At 40.1% G+C, this 18,341-nt stretch carries 8 protein-coding genes; 7 read left to right on the plus strand and 1 reads right to left on the minus strand.

Annotated features, from left to right (window positions below; all coding sequences use genetic code 11):
* Positions 1-45: 45 nt before the first annotated feature.
* Positions 46-399, minus strand: coding sequence for a transposase (locus tag IEE83_RS32905; RefSeq protein WP_228101757.1), 354 nt, complete (start codon positions 397-399; stop codon positions 46-48).
* A gap of 406 nt (positions 400-805) precedes the next feature.
* Here IEE83_RS32905 and IEE83_RS10210 point away from each other — a divergent pair, with 406 nt between their 5' ends.
* The 7 genes from IEE83_RS10210 to IEE83_RS10240 all read left to right on the plus strand — a co-directional run bounded on the left by IEE83_RS10210 (position 806) and on the right by IEE83_RS10240 (position 18,339).
* Positions 806-3,202 carry an ABC transporter permease gene (locus IEE83_RS10210; protein WP_194120488.1) on the plus strand — a complete coding sequence of 799 codons (2,397 nt, stop codon included), beginning with the start codon at positions 806-808 and terminating at the stop codon, positions 3,200-3,202.
* Positions 3,203-3,267: 65 nt separating this feature from the next.
* Positions 3,268-5,721, plus strand: coding sequence for an ABC transporter permease (locus IEE83_RS10215; RefSeq protein WP_194120489.1), 2,454 nt, complete (start codon positions 3,268-3,270; stop codon positions 5,719-5,721).
* 124 nt (positions 5,722-5,845) lie between these two features.
* Entirely contained in the window at positions 5,846-8,197 is a 2,352-nt protein-coding gene (locus tag IEE83_RS10220; RefSeq protein ID WP_194120490.1) for an ABC transporter permease, read from the plus strand.
* Positions 8,198-8,454: 257 nt separating this feature from the next.
* Positions 8,455-10,887: an ABC transporter permease gene (locus IEE83_RS10225; protein WP_194120491.1), complete on the plus strand. Its 2,433-nt coding sequence runs from the start codon at positions 8,455-8,457 to the stop codon at positions 10,885-10,887.
* Positions 10,888-10,995: 108 nt separating this feature from the next.
* The gene (locus IEE83_RS10230) at positions 10,996-13,413 is read left to right on the plus strand and encodes an ABC transporter permease (protein WP_194120492.1); all 2,418 of its coding nucleotides are present in this window, start codon (positions 10,996-10,998) and stop codon (positions 13,411-13,413) included.
* 69 nt (positions 13,414-13,482) lie between these two features.
* A complete protein-coding gene (locus IEE83_RS10235) occupies positions 13,483-15,849 on the plus strand; it encodes an ABC transporter permease (protein WP_194120493.1) in 2,367 nt (788 codons plus the stop codon).
* A gap of 93 nt (positions 15,850-15,942) precedes the next feature.
* Entirely contained in the window at positions 15,943-18,339 is a 2,397-nt protein-coding gene (locus tag IEE83_RS10240; RefSeq protein WP_194120494.1) for an ABC transporter permease, read from the plus strand.
* Positions 18,340-18,341 lie beyond the last annotated feature (2 nt).

Raw genomic sequence — 18,341 nt, forward strand, 5'->3', positions numbered from 1 at the left:
AACACTCAACAGCATGATTACCATCCTGCCAAAATTTATAATTCTTTACATTAACTTTAAATTTTCCGGCAAACTCAAAACGGTACAACATCCAATCTCTTCGACTTTCAATTTCATTGTGAATTGCGGTGACGATTTGTTTGGAAGTGAATATTTTAAGTCACGAAGAATATCAGACAGATTAAAACCGTCCCTAGCAGAAGCTAAAAGATGAAGATGATTTGACATCAGACACCAGCCATGAACCAATAGCCCTTTTTCATTTTGACAAAACCGTAAGGATTCGAGAATGCTGAATTTATGCTCTTTCCTGGTAAACACGTCCACCCAGTCTACGACAGTCAGTGTCAAATAGTAAATTGAATTTTGATTTCGGATAAAGTATTGATCGGAAGCCATTTTTTTTCAAATAGATTGTTTTGATTTGACGATCAATTTTTTCAATTGTAACGGGGGTATGATTCAACTTTGATGTTATTTATAAAGATGGTTTTATGAACTGGCTCGGGGGTACTGTAATTTTTGAGTTGGTTTCTTGTCTGTGATGCTTCTATCAGGTTTGCTATCATGGTCTCGCGTTGCAAACGATGCATTGTCTCGCGTTGCAAACGCGAAACCATGCAACACCGATTGCAAATCGGTGTTAGCACTTCCACGTTCCATAGCGAACGAACACTGTTCATTATCGGACAATGTTCGTTCGCTATGTTTTTGTTAAGTGTTTGATTATAATGATTTTAACTGACAAAAAAATCCTTGGCAAACTATTTGAACTGCAAAGCAGAAAAACCATCATTTGCAGGATATGATCAACAACTATTTCAAAATCGCCCGAAGAAATCTTGTGAAGAATAAGGTTTATTCGTTTATAAATATTGCTGGTCTGGCAACAGGGCTTGCGGTTGCAATGCTAATCGGACTTTGGATTTTTGATGAACTTTCCTTCAATAAATCTTTTCAGAATTATGACCGGCTTGCTATAATCAAGCAAAATCAGACATTCAATAATGAAATCTCGACGCAAAGTGCGGTTCCCTATTTAATGGCCGAAGAAATTCGAAGCAAATATGGTAGTGACTTCAAACATGTTGTAATGTCATCCGGATCTTCTACCCAAATTCTTGCTTTTGGGGATAAGAATATTACCAAAAAAGGAAGTTATACAGAGCCGGGCATTACAGAAATGTTGTCTCTGAATATGATTAAAGGTTCAAGATCCGGACTGAAAGAAATCAATACCATTATACTTTCTGAAACAACTTCAAAAGCACTTTTCGGAGATATTGATCCAATTGATAAGGTCATAAAAGTAAATAACAAACAAGATCTGAAGGTTACTGGTGTTTATCAAGATATTCCATACAATTCAGATTTCAAGGATCTCGCTTTTGTAGCGCCTTGGGAGCTTTACATTAACAACGAATACTGGTCGGAGAAGAAGACGAATCCCTGGCGTGCCAATATGTTTGTCACTTTCGCGCAGATAAGTGATCGTGCGGATATGGACAAGGTTTCTGCCAAGATTAAAAATGTAAAACTTAATGCCGTCCGGGCAGAAGAGGCTGCTTTCAAACCGGAAATTTTCCTTCATCCGATGAGCAAATGGCACTTATATTCTGAATTTAAAAACGGAAAAATAGCGGGCGGCGGAATAGAATTTGTTTGGCTTTTTGGAATCATAGGCGTTTTTGTTTTGCTGTTGGCCTGTATCAATTTCATGAATTTGAGCACCGCCAGAAGTGAAAAACGCGCCAAGGAAGTTGGTATTCGCAAGGCGATAGGTTCTTTGAGAAGTCAGCTTATTACACAGTTTTTTAGTGAGTCTTTACTGGTAGTAGGACTTGCATTTATTTTCTCCATCTTTCTGGTTCTTTCTGTCCTGCCATTGTTCAATGAGGTGGCGGATAAAAAAATGGTATTTCCCTGGAAAGAACCGTTATTCTGGATTTCAAGTCTTGGTTTCAGTATTCTCACAGGCCTCATAGCAGGCAGTTATCCGGCACTTTATTTGTCTTCTTTTCAGCCCATAAAAGTTTTAAAGGGAAGCGGTTTTGCAAGAATTAAGCTTGGGAGTTTTGCCGCGGTTCCAAGGAAGGTTCTGGTCGTTGTCCAGTTTACGATTTCCATTATTTTGATTATTGGTACAATTACTGTTTTTCGGCAAATAGAATTTGCTAAAAATCGTCCAGTCGGATACGATAGAAATAATTTGCTTATCGTTGCCATGAACACACAGGAAGTCCGTGGGCATTATGAAGCCATAAGAAGCGAATTACTGAAAACGGGTGTCGTGCAGGAAATGTCTCAATCATCTAATCCAACCACTTACGTTGCGGCCATCAATAATGGTTATGAATGGGATGGAAAAGAGGCTGGCACACAAGGAAATTTCGCAACGATGGCGGTTTCTCATGATTTTGGAAAAACAGTAGGATGGCAATTTACGGAAGGACGCGACTTTTCAAGATCCTATTCAACGGATTCTTCCGGTGTTGTGATCAATGAAAGTGCTGCCAAATTTATGGGGTTGAAAAATCCGGTCGGTTCCATTATCAAAGCCGATGGAAAACCGTTTCGGGTTATCGGTGTGATCAAGGATATGATCATGGAATCACCTTACAAAGCTTCATTTCGCACTTGTTTTTTTCTGGATTACAGCTGGGCAAGCGTTTTCAATATTAAAATAAATCCTGAATCAGGGTCAACAGAAGCTTTAAGCAAAATTGAACAAGTCTTCAAAAAGTTTAATCCGGCGGCTCCTTTTGACTACAAATTTACCGATGAGCAATACGCCAAAAAATTTGGTGACGAGATAAGAATCGGAAAGCTAACTTCATTTTTTGCTGTATTGGCCATATTCATCAGTTGTCTGGGATTATTCGGAATGGCCACATTCATTGCAGAACAGCGCACAAAGGAAATTGGAATTCGCAAGGTTTTAGGTGCCTCACTGGCAAGTTTGTGGAGCATGCTTTCGCGTGAATTTGTACTATTGGTTATTTTATCCTGTATTCTCGCGGCTCCAATCGCCTGGTATTTTATGGACAAGTGGTTAACTAAATATGAATACAGGACGGAATTTTCCTGGTGGATATTTGCTCTTTCAGGCGCGGGTGCGTTGGTCATTACCCTACTGACCGTAAGTTTTCAAGCCATAAAAGCGGCTCTGATGAACCCGGTGAAAAGTTTAAAAAATGAATAATTGTCTGAATTGAAATCAAAACAATAAAGAGTATTTCTTGACTACTGATTTTATAAACTGTTAATATGATACTTAACTATTTTAAAAGCGCACGAAGGAATCTTTGGAAAAACAAGACAAACACCATTATTAATGTGTTGGGACTGGCGCTTGGCATTACTTGCAGTTTAGGGATTTTCGTATTTGTAAATTATGAGTTGAGTTTTGATAAATTTCACACCAATGCAAAGCGGATTTACCGGATTGTAGAACATAGTAAAAAAGCAGACGGAATTCAGCACTGGCCGACCACTGCTTATCCTTTGGCGGAGGCTCTCAAACGTGAATTCCCAGACATTGGCGTTACCCAAACTGCCGGCCCTGATAAAAAAATTATAAGTGCAAAAGACCAAAAAGGTGATGTAAAAAGATTTGAAGAAAGCCGGGTCATGTTTGCAGATGCGGATTATTTGCGACTTTTTGATTTTAAAAATGCTTTTGAAAAAGGTTTGTGGATTGCTGGGAATGCTGCTACTGCTTTCCAACAGCCCAATGCGGTTGTTTTAACTGAAAAAATGGCCGAGCGTTATTTCGGAGAAGTTTCTAATAATTATGATGATTTAATTGCCAAAACATTAACGCTTAATAATACCGATATTCTTACGGTATCGGGGATCATTCGCAATCCGCCTGCGAACACGAATTTACCGTTTGATATCCTTATTAATTATCAGTTCTTCAAATCGAAAAATACTTATCAGGCTAATAACTGGTCGGGAAATTATCTGGGAACAACTTACGTTGAACTTCCTGCCGGCGCGGATCCGGAAAAATTTGAAAAGGCCATTGACAGGTTTAAAAGTAAATATTTGAAGGCTGAGGATAATCGCCGGATAAGTTATTTTCTTCAACCGCTTTCAGATATTCACACTAATTCTTTGTATTCGAGCGAGCCGGGTTCTTATGTGCTCGGAAAAGAAATTTTATGGGGATTGGGCAGTCTGGCTGTGTTTTTGATATTGATTGCTTCCGTCAATTTTATAAATCTGAGTACTGCTCAGGCCATGCAGCGCCAAAAGGAAATTGGTGTTCGTAAAGCCATTGGCAGCACAAAAGCCCAGTTGTTTTTTCAATTTATGAGCGAAACATTTGTATTGGCTCTTCTGGCTGGTTTTTTATCGATTAATGGCTTGTACGGATTACTTTGGATTGTCAATCAGAAATTATCTTTTATTGATCTTGCTCTAAAACCCGATAGTCAGACCTGGCTTTTTGCTGCTGGACTTATTGGAATAATTACTTTGCTGGCAGGTAGTTATCCTGCTTTGGTTTTGTCTGGTTTTAAGCCCGCCATGGCGATTAAAAATAATGTTCAACGTAAAACAAGCGGTATTTCTCTACGCCAGGGATTGATTGTTTTTCAATTTGGCATAACCTATTGTCTGTTGGTTGCAACCTGGATTTCTTCCGATCAAATGTCCTTTTTTCAAAGGAAGGGATTAGGATTTTCGAAGGACGCGGTGCTTACAATCAATGCCCCGCGTGATAAAAAATCCGGGCAACTGGATGCATTTCGGCAGGAATTGCTTCAATATCCTTATATAAAGGATGTGAGTTTTGCATCCGGAGCACCTTTAACGCAAAACTGGTATGGAACTGATTTTCGCTTGAAATCTGAGCCAGTAACTATGGCGCGACAGGCTGAAATGAAAAGTACGGATACAAATTATCAAAGGCTTTTTGGTTTGCAATTGGTGGCCGGACAGTGGATTTCTGCTTCCAATATTGTACCGGATAGCGTCCGTTTCAATGGATTTGTGATCAACGAAACGATGGCGAAAATGCTGAATCTTTCACCTGAAAAAGCAATCGGAGAAAAACTTGTCATTAATGAAGGAGAAGCACCGATTATTGGTGTGGTTAAAGATTTTCACAATGCATCCTTGCAGCAGGCCATTCAGCCATGCGTTTTTATGTATTCTAATGCCCCCGAACAAATACATGTGCAGTTGCTTGCTACGAACGGCCGCATCTCAAACTTACCTCAGACGCTGGCACATTTGTCTCAGATATGGAAAGAGAATTTTCCGGATGATGTATATCAATTTACCTTTTTGAATGAATCGCTGGCGAAAAATTATTTTGTTGAACAGCTCGTATTTGACGCTTTTAAAGCATTTGCAGCCATATCCATTTTTATTTCCTGTCTGGGACTTTTTGGTTTGATAATCTTAACTGCTGCACAGAGAACGAAAGAAATTGGTGTAAGAAAAGTGCTGGGTGCATCCATAACCAGTGTCGTTGGCATGCTGACGGCCGATTTCGTCAAATTGGTTGTTTGTGCGATTGTATTGGCACTGCCCATTTCCTGGTGGGCTATGCATCAATGGCTGCAAGGATTTGCCTATAAAACGGAAATTAACTGGTGGGTTTTTGCTTTGTCGGGAATATTTGCGGTAGTGATCGCATTGGTAACGGTGAGTTTTCAAAGTATAAAAGCGGCATTAATGGATCCGGTAAAAAGTCTGAAAAGCGAATAGATTATTAGCTTTGGCCATTAGCTTTTGGCGCCGGGTTTTTGGAATTTCAGTAAAAGTACTTTATGATATTAAATCTAATTTGATTAGCTAACAGCTTAATGCTAACGCCCAAATCCTAATACCCATGATACGAAATTATTTTAAAATCGCTTTCAGGACTTTGATGCATAATAAAAGTTATGCACTGATAAACATTGCGGGTTTAGCATTGGGACTTGCAGCCTGTATCGTCATTTTTCTGGTTGTTCAAAATGAACTGGGCTATGATCGGTATCATAAAAATGCGGATCGCACATACCGTGTGACACTTCATGGGCTCGATTATAATCCAAGTGTCGCTTTTGCGGTTGCACCTGCTTTTAAAAATGACTTCCCCGAAGCAGAAGTTTCCCAATATTATCCCCGGCAGGGTGGACTTGTGAGTGTGGGACAAGAAAAATATAATCAAAAAGTTTACGCTTTTGCTGACGAAAATTTTACAAAAATATTTGATTTTTCCTGGCTTTCCGGAAATGCTGCGACAGCACTTAACGAGCCTAACACCGTTGTACTGACCGAAAGTGCTGCAAAAAGATTTTTTCAAGATCGTGACGTAATAGGTAAAACAATCCGGTTGGATAATGAGGAAGATTTGAGGGTAACCGGGATAATCAAAGATTTACCATCAAATACACATTTCGTCTTTTCTTTTTTGGTATCCTGGGAAACTATAAAAAAGAAAGTTAACGCCTCTAATTTCTGGTCTATTCAAGGCGGGATGCTCTATGTGACTTTACCGAAAAACGTATCTGCCAAAACATACGAATCTCAGTTCCCGGCTTTTCTTACTAAAAACTGGAAGGAGGATGTGGCAAAAGACAAAGGCATATTGATGTTACAACCACTTACGGAAATTCATTTTGACAGACGTTACCTCAACCAGATATCCATGCCAAGATCGAAAGAAACGATTTATGGTCTTGCGGGTGTAGCCATTTTTATCATCCTGACAGCCTGCATCAATTTTGTAAATCTCGCTACTGCGCAATCTCTGAAACGTGGAAAAGAAGTTGGAATAAGGAAAACCCTAGGCGCTTTCAGAAAACAGCTCATCATGCAGGTTATGGGTGAAACGACGTTGCTGGTGATTGTTTCGGTTGTCTTATCGTTTATAGCAGTCATTTTGTTTTTACCTTATACTGAATCCTTACTCGACATCAGGATCGATCCTTTAAATCTTTTCAAGCCTGAAATGATTGGTGTGATTCTGACAATTATTGCAGCAACAATTCTTTTGGCAGGACTTTATCCGGCTTTAATACAATCCGGATTTCAACCTTTGAAAGCCTTAAAGTCGGGAGTTACTGACAACTCCGGGGGAAGATCATATTTACGGAAGGGACTTGTGATCGTACAATTTTCAATAACCCAGATTCTTCTTGTAGGGACACTCATTGTGGGCAGCCAGATGGATTTCTTTCTAAATAAAGATATCGGTTTTGACAAAGATGCCATTGTTACATTTTCAACAGGAGAAAAAGCAGATGTGCTTCGTCAAAAGCTCATAGATAATCCGGGCGTTGAGCAGGTAAGTTTAGCCTCTGGCGCACCAGCTTATAACACTAATTTTGCACCATTCAGCTCTCCCGAACTAGGAATGCCGGATAATGACGTGACCGAAATTAAGCAGGTTGATGAAAACTATCTTTCCATGTATCATATCAAACTACTTGCAGGTGAGCCTGTTACGAAAGTTTTTTCGAAAGATACTGTGGCCAATCTTGTAGTCAACCAAACACTGATCAGACGCCTTGGTATAGATGATCCTGAAAAAGCAATTGGTCAGCGGTTTCTGATCGGTAATAGCCCGATCCGTATCAGAGGTGTGGTTCAGGATTTTCAAAGTGAATCCAAGCACAAAAAAATCAGAGCCTGCGTGATCATGTACAATCCCAATTCCTTCTGGCAGGCGAGTGTCAAACTTCGTCCTGAAAAGATGCATGAAACATTGGCTGCAATTGAAAAAGACTGGTCGGAGCTCAATCCAAAATCACTTTTTTCTTACGAATTCATTGATGATCACATTGCGACCATGTATAAGCAAGAGTACAAAATGTACAACGCATTCAGGTTATTTTCAGGTATTGCAATACTAATTGGTTGTCTTGGTTTATATGGTTTGGTGTCATTGATGGCAGTACAGCGGACCAAAGAAATTGGCATTCGCAAAGTGCTGGGTGCATCAATTCCAGGGCTGGTCGTGCTGTTTTTCAATCAATTCATTTGGCTCATTCTGATTGCATTTGTCGTAGCGGCACCAGTTGCCTGGTTTGCAATGGATAAATGGTTACAGGAATTTGCTTACCATATCAGTATTGGTCCAGCAATTTTTCTGATTTCCATCATAACAACATTAATCATCGCAGGTATCACCATAAGCCATCAAAGCATAAAAGCAGCATTAATGAACCCAATAAAAAGTTTACGAAGCGAGTAGGGGCGGGCCTTGTGTCCGCCCAAACCAACGCAAAAGGTAAACCGCCCCAAACCGGCACAAAAGGTTAATCGCCCAAAACCGGCACAAAAGGTAAACCGCCCAAACCAACGCAAAAGGTAAACCGCCCAAACCGGCGCAAAAGGTAAACTGCCCAATCCGCCGCAAAAGGTTAACCACCAAAACCAACGCAAAAGTCAAACCGACCAAACCACCAAAAAGCAAATTCACCAAACAAATCAATATAACCAACCCAACCCATGCTCCGCAACTACCTAAAAATCGCATACAGAAATTTGTCCCAGAATAAAGGATATTCTGCCCTGACGATTTTTGGCCTGGCGCTGGGCTTGACAGTTAGTTTACTGAGCATCTTATATGTAAAAGACGAATTAGCCTACGATCATTTCAATAAAAAATCCGACCGTATTTACCGCATCAACAGCGACATTACGTATTCAGGAAAAAGCGCAAAAGGCGCATTGGCACCAACCCCGATGGGGCAAACCCTGAAACAGGATTTTCCAGAAATTGAAGAGTTTACCAGACTTGGAAAATACGACAGCCAGATTGTAAAAAGTGAACAATCAGCAATCCGCGAAGAAGGAATTTTATATGCTGACTCCACCGTTTTTGATGTTTTTACTCTTCCATTGCTTTCAGGAAATCCACAAAAAGCACTTGCTGGCCCAAATTCAGTAGTTATTTCCAGAAGAATCGCCAATAAATATTTTGGAACAACCAATGCATTAAACAAAATCCTGACATTTAATACCGGTGAAGTCCGCCGCGTAACTGGTGTGATGGAAGATATGCCAGAGCAATCACATTTTCATGCAGATATTCTTTTGCCTCTGTATGAAACGCGGGATGCAAAAGTGAATAAGTGGGGGAATCACATTTTCAATACTTATGTCTTGCTGAAATCAGGAACAACCCCGAAATCAGTAGAAGCGAAATTTGAAAAAATACTTCAAACCTATCTTGATCCGGCATTAAAACAATATTTCCAAACCTCCCTTGCAGAGACAAGAAAAGCAGGAAACAATTTCAGTTATTCCTTAATGCCGCTTACAGATATTCATTTGTATTCAGATCGGGAGGGGGAACTTTCACCTAATAGCAGCATACAGTATATCTACATCTTCCTTTTGACGGGTTTGTTTATTCTTGTCATTGCAGTTTTTAATTTTATCAATCTTACAACGGCCCGTTCGGCGAAAAGGGCCAGGGAAGTTGGGGTAAGAAAAGTAATGGGTTCCGACAGGTCAGTTCTTGTTTTTCAGTTTTTGTCGGAATCGTTGCTTACTACCTTTTTGGCACTGGCAGCAGGGTTGCTTTTGTTGTATTTATTGATTCCCGGATTTAATAATCTTGCAGCAAAACATCTCTCCATAACATCAGAAATCAATCTTTTTTCGATTCTTTATCTGCTTGCCGGGACAACGTTGGTAAGTATAATCGCCGGAATTTATCCTGCATTTTATCTGTCGTCATTCCAGCCGGTTAAAGCACTTAAAGGCATTTTAATACAATCAAAATCACAAGGTTTCCGGAATTCCCTTGTTACTTTCCAGTTCGCCTTATCTGTTTTATTAATTATCGGAACGTTGCTGGTCAATCAGCAGCTTCAATACATACAAACAAAAAGAATTGGTTTTGACAAAGACCAGGTTGTTGTTATAAACACAGCACAATCGACGAAATCACAGGTTTTGACATTCAAAAGTGCGGTTTTACAAACGCCTTCCGTAAAAAGTGGAACGGTGAGTGGATTCTTGCCAGTGACTTCCCGGCGTTGGAATGATATGTGGTATCCGCAACAGGAAACTGATGCCAAATATTCGGTAAACATGCAGGAATGGATGGTTGATCCGGATTATGTTTCAACGCTTAGGATGGAAATCATCGCCGGCAGAGATTTTATTGCAGGAAGAACAACAGATAGTTCGGCTGTGATTATCAACGAAAGTGCCGCAAAACAATTTGGTTTAAAAAATCCGATTGGAAAGATAATTCATAAAACCGGTGGTGAGCAACTTACAGTTATAGGTGTAGTAAAAGATTTTCATTATGAATCGTTACGGTCAAAAATTGCTCCTGTCGGGTTGGTGATTAACGGCAATGCGATTGACCGACCACTCGAAAAATCGTTTTTAGAAGCCGTTTCTTTTCGTCTTAACCCGGCTGATGTTAAGTCATCACTAGCAGAAATTGAAAAAAAGTGGAAAGAAATTGCACCAGGCCAGCCGTTTGAATATTCGTTTTTAAATGAAGATTTCGATGCCATGTATCGTTCGGAGCAGCGTATAGGGCAATTGTTCACCGCTTTTTCTGGAATTGCTATACTTATAGCATGCCTTGGTTTATTCGGACTGAGCTCATTTTCTGCTGAACAAAGAACCAAAGAAATTGGTGTACGGAAAGTCCTGGGTGCCTCTGTTAGCAGTATCGTTTCTCTGCTGTCAAAAGATTTTTTGAAACCTGTCTTAACAGCAATTTTGATTGCCGCACCGATCGGTTGGTACGGCATGCAAATCTGGCTGCAAGATTTTGCCTATAAAATCGAAATTCACTGGTGGACTTTTGCCATTGCAGGTTTGTCATCGCTGTTCATTGCATTACTCACGGTTAGTTTTCAAAGTATAAAAGCCGCCTTGATGAATCCGGTGAAAAGTCTGAAAAGCGAGTAAGGAGCTAAGGGCAATTAGCTGTTAGCATTCGATAATGATACCAAAATAATTTAACTGAACTCAATTAAGGGAAAGCTAAATGCCAACACCTAAACGCTAAGAACTTTTATGATACGTAACTATTTCAAAATTGCTCTGAGAAATCTTGTGAAAAACAAGATTTATACCGGAATTAATATTTTCGGATTAGCACTTGGGCTGGCGACTTGTCTTTTGATTATACTTTACATTTCTGACGAATACAGCGTTGACAAACATCATCAATTTGGAAATCGCATTTTCAGAATTGCCACCGAATCCAGTGGTGAATATTGGGCAGGTACCGCGGGACCATATGCCCAGGGTTTAAAAAATGATTTTCCGGAAGTAGAAACTGCCGCCCGTATTCTAAAATTTCCAGGCTTTGAAGATATGCTTTTAAGAACCGGGGAAAATCAGTCAATCAAACAGTTTTATGAGCCAAACGGGTATTATGCGGACTCCACGGTTTTTGATATTTTTTCTTACGATTTTAAATATGGAAAACCCCAAAATGCACTGAATCAACCCAATACACTGGTTCTCTCTGAAACGCTTGCGACTAAGATATTTGGGAATGAAAATCCACTGGGAAAAACAATCAAGGTAGGTTTGTTTTTTGGCGACTTCAATTATACAGTTTCCGGGGTTTTTAAAAATAATCATAAGTCCCATATTGATGCCCATTTTTTCCTGTCCATGCAAAACACGGATTTAGGGCCGTGGGTTGACAATCAGAAGAACTGGTCGAGCAATAATATTTTCCATACTTATGTCAAGTTGCATGATGGTTCTGATGCCAGAAAGTTTGAAAGCATGCTGACGGAATTTTTAAATCGGAACGGCGGAGCAGACCTTAAAGCGATGGGTGTTTCCAAGCAATTGTTTATTCAGCCAGTGCCGGATATTTATCTGAATTCTGATATGGGTGGAGAAATTTCTCCCACAGGCAGCATGACTTACCTTTATATTTTTGGTATGATTGCAGCCCTTTTACTGCTGATCGCCTGTATTAATTTCATGAATTTGTCAACCGCAAGGTCAGAAAAACGGGCCAAAGAAGTTGGTGTCCGCAAGGCAATGGGCGCATTCAAAATATCGCTGATTTATCAGTTTTTAGGTGAATCCCTGGCCATGTCGATACTTGCGCTTTTTCTTGCTTTGCTTTTCATCCAGTTTTCAGTTCCGCTATTCAATGAACTTACCGGTAAAAATCTGACGGTTTCCGGCAATCTTCAATTTGTCGGATGGATTGTCGGGATCACTTTGCTGACTGGATTGCTTTCGGGTATTTATCCTGCATTTTACCTGTCATCTTTCAGGCCGGTCAGTGTTCTTAAAGGAAAGCTGGTCAATAATATTTCTGCTTCTTTGTTAAGGAAAGGTTTGGTTGTTTTTCAATTTACAATTTCGATCGTTCTGATTTTAGGTGCGATAGTGATCTGGCAGCAATTATCATTTCTTCAAAACCAGAATCTGGGATTCAATAAAAACCAGAAACTTATTATTCCTCTCAAAACACCTCAGGCACAGAATAATTATGCAGCATTAAAGGAAGAAGCGGAAGGAAATTCGGGTATTGTTTCGGCTTCCGGCGGGTCGGCCTATCCGGGTTTATCAAGCGTTGAGGATTTGCTTTTTTATCCCGAATCGAAATCGGTTAATGAAGCCGTGGATATTCGCTTCGCTGCCATTGAAAATGATTACACAAAAACCCTTGATCTCAAAATGCTGACGGGCCGAACGTTTTCAAAACAGTTCACTGCGGATTCCAACAGCATTATTTTGAATGAAGCAGCGGTGAAAGAGCTCGGCTTTGATGCCCAAAATGCAATTGGCAAGAAAATATATTATGAACTCCAAAATGTCAGGAGGAATATGGTTGTTGTTGGTGTCGTCCAAAATTTCAATTTCGAAAGTCTTCACAACGAAATTAAACCTTATGGATTCACGACAGCCATAGCCAATAAACATCAGTATTTTATTGCAAATGTCAGGTCAGAAAATTATGGCCAATTACTTTCAACTTTGCAGGAATCCTGGAAAAAGCTCAATCCGGAATCTCCGTTTACTTATTCCTTTCTTGATCAGGATTTTCAAAAGAATTATGAAAAAGAACAGCGTACCTCACACCTTGTCACCTACTTTACCTTCATAGCCGTAATAATCGCCTGTCTGGGATTATTTGGTCTGGCGATTTTTTCTGCTGAACAGCGTACAAAGGAAATTGGAATCAGAAAAGTTTTGGGTGCTTCTGTAATGAGTATAATCGGTTTACTGTCCAGAGAATTTTTGGTGCTGATCCTATTCGCAATCCTGATCGCCACACCGCTTGCCTGGTATGGAATGAGCCGTTGGTTGCAGGATTTTGCCTACAAAATAAAAATTGAGTGGTGGATTTTTGCAGTGACTGGTATTTTGACGATAGTCATCGCACTGCTAACGGTCGGATTCCAAAGTATAAAAGCCGCTTTGATGAATCCGGTAAAAAGTTTAAAAAGTGAATAAAAATTAACTGGAAGACACGAGCCGTATAGACATCTGCGGATCAAAATTTACTCTAATATCAACTTAGCTATGATCATAAATTATTTTAAAATTGCCTGGCGTAATTTACTGAAAAACAGATTCTACTCACTGATTAACTGTACTGGTTTAATGGTCGGTTTAAGTGTCGGGATTTTGATTTTGTTATGGGTTCAGGACGAGCTTAGCTACGATCGTTTTCATGAAAAATCTGATGTCATCTATAAACTTGAAAACAGAGTAGGAACAGGATCCAGCCAGCAAATCTGGACTACAACTGTCGCACCGATTGCTGAATTTGCCAAAAGGGAAGTTCCCGGTGTGAAAGATGCAGTTCGGATTACCCGCGACGGCGTATTTACTTTATTCAAGTATAATGGAAAGGTATTTAATGAAAGTTTTTCTGCTTATACGGATCCATCGTTGTTTTCTGTTTTTGATTTCAATTTGATCCAGGGAAATAAATCAAAACCGTTTCCTGATAATCATTCTGTTGTTTTAACAGAGACAACTGCCAAACGTTATTTTGGCAATGAGGATCCGATTGGAAAAGTGATACTTGCAAACAATAACGAGAACTTTACGGTAAGTGGAGTAATACGAGACATCCCCCAAAATTCAGAGTTTAAGGGAGATATGTTCTTCCCAATAGCGCTTTTCTTTGACAAGATGTATGTGGACAGAAAAGACGGCAGAAATTCGGATAATGATTTTGTTCAATTTAATTATCTGACTTATCTACAATTGCAGCCAGGAAAATCGACTGCGGATCTTGCTGTAAAATTGAGAAATATCCACCTGCGCAATAAACCGGATGATACCGATCTGACCTATCTTTTACAGCCCCTCGCTGATACTCATTTGTACCACTCCGACGGATCGGACGGCGGGATTGAAACCGTGAGAATGTTTGTGATTATCGCACTTTTAATCCTGACGATTGCGTGTATCAATTACGTTAATTTATCGACTGCAAGAGCGATTTTGCGCTCGAAGGAGGTAAGTATGCGGAAGATTGTCGGAGCTGCAAAGTCGCAGTTATTTGTGCAATTTTTGATAGAAACTGTGCTTGTATTTTCGCTCGTTACTGCATTTGCTCTTTGCTTAATGTATGCCATCTTACCTGTTTTTAACCAGATCTCGGGTAAGTTATTAGTTCTTGATTTTACCAATTATTCGATCTGGAAAGTTGTTGGATTTACCATTTTCGGGACGCTGGTTGCTTCAAGCATTTATCCCGCGTTATTGTTATCGTCTTTTGAGCCTTTAAGAGCGCTGAAAGGAAAAGTTTCCGGTAAAATCAATGAGGCAATATTTCGTAAAACGTTGGTCGTAGTTCAGTTTGCGGTTTCCGTAATTCTGGTTGCCGGAACATTTATCATCGGCAGTCAGCTTGATTACATTCGTTCAAAGGAACTTGGATACGACAAAACCCACGTGCTGTCTTTTTACATGCAGGATATGGGCAAACATTACGAGGCTGTCAAAGCAGAATTATTGAAGGAATCGGGTGTTACAGGCATTACACGTGCAAATTCCAATATCATCAACCTGGCCGGGATGACGGGAGATAATTCCTGGGATGGTAAGGAAACCGGTGAAACGATGATGTTACGAACATTAGCAATTGACAAAGATTTTGTTTCATTTTTTAAAATGCAATTAATGGATGGAGCCGGATTTACGGGTTCCGTGTCGGATTCGAGTCATTTTATTTTGAATGAAACTGCTGTAAAAGCAGCAAGGATCAAAGATCCGATTGGCAAAAAATTCAGGCTATGGAATAAGACCGGGACAATTATTGGCGTGGTAAAGGATTTTCATTACGGGTCGATGAAACAGATCATTGAGCCTGCAATCTTCTTCTATGAGCCAAACCAAATGAACCGAATTTTTATAAAAACAACCGGTAGAGATGCTGATAAAGTTATTGCCTCTGCCGGACGTTTATGGAAACAATACAACGCCGATTATATTTTTCAGTATGCTTTCCTGGATGATTCATTCAACGATTTATACAAAACGGAGCAGCAAACCGGACTGCTCTTCAACATCTTCGCTGGCATTGCCATATTCATTTCATGTCTGGGCTTGTTTGGACTTGCTGCCTATACTGCACAGACTCGAACACGCGAAATTGGTGTAAGAAAAGTTCTGGGTTCCAGCGTTGCCGGAATTGTTGAACTTCTCGCCAAAGATTTTATCAAACTTGTTTTAATCGGAGTCTTCATTGCCGTTCCAATTGCCTGGTATGCCATGAGCAAATGGTTACAGGATTTTGCCTACCGTGTTGAAATTCAATGGTGGATTTTTGTAGTCTCAGGTTTTTTAGCCCTGATTGTTGCGCTGGTCACAGTCAGTTTCCAAAGTATTAAAGCGGCCTTAATGAATCCGGTGAAAAGTTTGAAAAGCGAGTAGGGGCGGGCCTTGTGTCCGCCCAATCCAAAGCAAAATTAAAGCCGCCTAATCCAAAAAATCCGTAGTCCAGTCTAATAACATAAAAGACAAGTCATGATCCGTAACTATTTCAAAATCGCTTTCAGAAATCTTTTGAAAAACAAAGGGTACTCTGCTATCAATATTGGTGGGTTGGCTGTGGGAATGGCCGTGACTATGCTGATCGGTTTGTGGATTTACGATGAGCTGTCATTTAATAAGTATTTTGGGAATTATGACAGGATCGGCAAGATTATGGAATCGGGAACTTTTGGAGGGAATATTTTTCATCAGGAGCATATGCCTGCGCCGATGGGCGATGAACTTCGAAACAATTTTCCTGATGACTTTAAATATGTTGTAAATTCTTCCTGGACGGAAGAGCATATCGTGGCTTATGGCGATAAAAAATTTACAAAAACCGGAAATTATCTCAGTGAACAGGCCCCGGATATGTTTTCGTTAAAAATGCTGAGAGGAACACGTTCCGGTTTAAAGGACCAGTCTTCTGTCATGTTATCCCAATCTGTTGCAAATGCACTGTTTGGAAATGAAAATCCACTCGATAAGATTATAAAAATAGATAACAGGCTGAATGTAAAAGTGACTGGTGTTTATGAAGATCTGCCTTATAATTCAGAATTTAATGAGATAACTTTTATTGCTCCCTGGAATTTGTATGTAGCGACGCAGGACTGGGTAAAAAGGGCTTTGGATAATAAGGAGTGGGACAATAATTCCTGGCAGGTTTTGGTTCAGATTAATCCTCACTCAGATTATGAAGCTGTATCAAGGAAAATCGCTGATTTAAAATTAAAACATGCGCCGCATACGGCATTTTTAAAACCAAGGCTTTATATCCATCCCATGGCCAGATGGCACTTGTATACGGGATGGGACAAAAAAGGGAAGCTGGATAGCCGCATACAATATATTTGGCTTTTTGGTATTATCGGGCTTTTTGTGCTGCTGCTGGCTTCCATTAATTTCATGAATTTAAGCACCGCCAGATCGGAAAAACGAGCAAAAGAAGTAGGAATCCGCAAGGCAATTGGGTCGAAACGCGGACAACTCATATATCAGTTTTTGAGCGAATCGTTAATGATCGTTTCGCTGGCTTTTGTAATTTCCATTATTCTGCTTGTTGCCGCCTTGCCATTTTTCAATGAGGTTGCTGATAAAAAAATGCACGTATTGTGGACGAGTCCGGTCTTTTGGCTTCTGGGAATTGGTTTTTGCCTGATTACCGGAATTGTTTCAGGTAGTTATCCGGCTCTTTATTTGTCGTCTTTCCAGCCAATTAAAGTACTAAAAGGCACTTTTAATATCGGACGTTTTGCAGCCATCCCCAGAAAAGTACTGGTTGTTTTGCAATTTACTGTTTCGGTAACACTGATCATAGGTACTGTTATTGTTTTCAGACAAATCCAGTATGCCAAAAACCGGCCGATAGGTTACGACCGAAGCGGGCTGATTACTATTGACATGAATACACCTGAATTATACAGTCATTATAATACTTTGAGAAATAATTTGCTTGAAACGGGTGCTGTGGTAGAAATGTCCACTTCCTCCTCCCGGGTTACGAAATTATCTTCTAATAATGGCGGGTTTAATTGGGAAGGTAAGGATCCAAACTTTAAAGAAAATTTTGGTACAGTTGCAGTGACGCATGATTTTGGGAAAACGGTAGGTTGGCAGTTCAAAAGCGGACGTGATTTTTCAAGGCAGTTTGCCACAGATTCTTCCGGTATGATAATGACCGAAACAACTGTAAAATATATGGGATTCAAGAAACCGGAGGATGTAATTGGCAAGCAGGTCAGATGGAATGAAAAAGCATTTACAGTGGTCGGCGTTATTAGCGATATGGTGATGGATTCACCTTTTGAGCCGGTGCGTCCTACTGTTTTTATGTTGAACTACGGCTGGGCTAATGTTATCAATATTAAACTGAACCCGCAATTGCCGGCCGCAAATTCCCTTGCGAAGGTTGAAGACGTTTTCCGGAAATTTAACCCCGGCAGTCCTTTTGATTATAAGTTTACTGATGATCAGTATGCTGCTAAATTCTCTGCCGAAGAACGTATTGCAAAACTGGCCTCTGCATTTGCCGGGCTCGCCATTTTAATCAGTTGCCTGGGACTTTTTGCCCTTGCTTCTTTCACCGCCGAACAGCGCACTAAGGAAATAGGAATTAGAAAAGTATTGGGCGCATCGGTAGCTAATCTCTGGGCTTTATTATCAACAGATTTTGTGGTTCTGGTTATAATTTCCTGCGTTGTATCGGTTCCCATTGCTTACTATTTTCTAAATGGATGGTTGCAGAAATATGAATACAGAACTGAAATTTCCTGGTGGGTTTTTGCCGCATCAGGTTTGGGTGCCATGCTGATAACGTTGCTCACAGTAAGTTACCAAGCCATAAGAGCAGCGCTTCTGGATCCTGTAAAAAGTTTGAAAAACGAATAACG

Origin of the sequence: Dyadobacter subterraneus, from assembly GCF_015221875.1 — a bacterium.
Classification (GTDB): Bacteria; Bacteroidota; Bacteroidia; order Cytophagales; family Spirosomataceae; genus Dyadobacter; species Dyadobacter subterraneus.

What these genes read in the sequence shown, in the direction of transcription:
- IEE83_RS32905 (WP_228101757.1), bottom strand. Translation starts at nt 399, where the DNA reads ATGGCTTCCGATCAATACTTTATCCGAAATCAAAATTCAATTTACTAT.
- IEE83_RS10210 (WP_194120488.1), top strand. Translation starts at nt 806, where the DNA reads ATGATCAACAACTATTTCAAAATCGCCCGAAGAAATCTTGTGAAGAAT.
- IEE83_RS10215 (WP_194120489.1), top strand. Translation starts at nt 3,268, where the DNA reads ATGATACTTAACTATTTTAAAAGCGCACGAAGGAATCTTTGGAAAAAC.
- IEE83_RS10220 (WP_194120490.1), top strand. Translation starts at nt 5,846, where the DNA reads ATGATACGAAATTATTTTAAAATCGCTTTCAGGACTTTGATGCATAAT.
- IEE83_RS10225 (WP_194120491.1), top strand. Translation starts at nt 8,455, where the DNA reads ATGCTCCGCAACTACCTAAAAATCGCATACAGAAATTTGTCCCAGAAT.
- IEE83_RS10230 (WP_194120492.1), top strand. Translation starts at nt 10,996, where the DNA reads ATGATACGTAACTATTTCAAAATTGCTCTGAGAAATCTTGTGAAAAAC.
- IEE83_RS10235 (WP_194120493.1), top strand. Translation starts at nt 13,483, where the DNA reads ATGATCATAAATTATTTTAAAATTGCCTGGCGTAATTTACTGAAAAAC.
- IEE83_RS10240 (WP_194120494.1), top strand. Translation starts at nt 15,943, where the DNA reads ATGATCCGTAACTATTTCAAAATCGCTTTCAGAAATCTTTTGAAAAAC.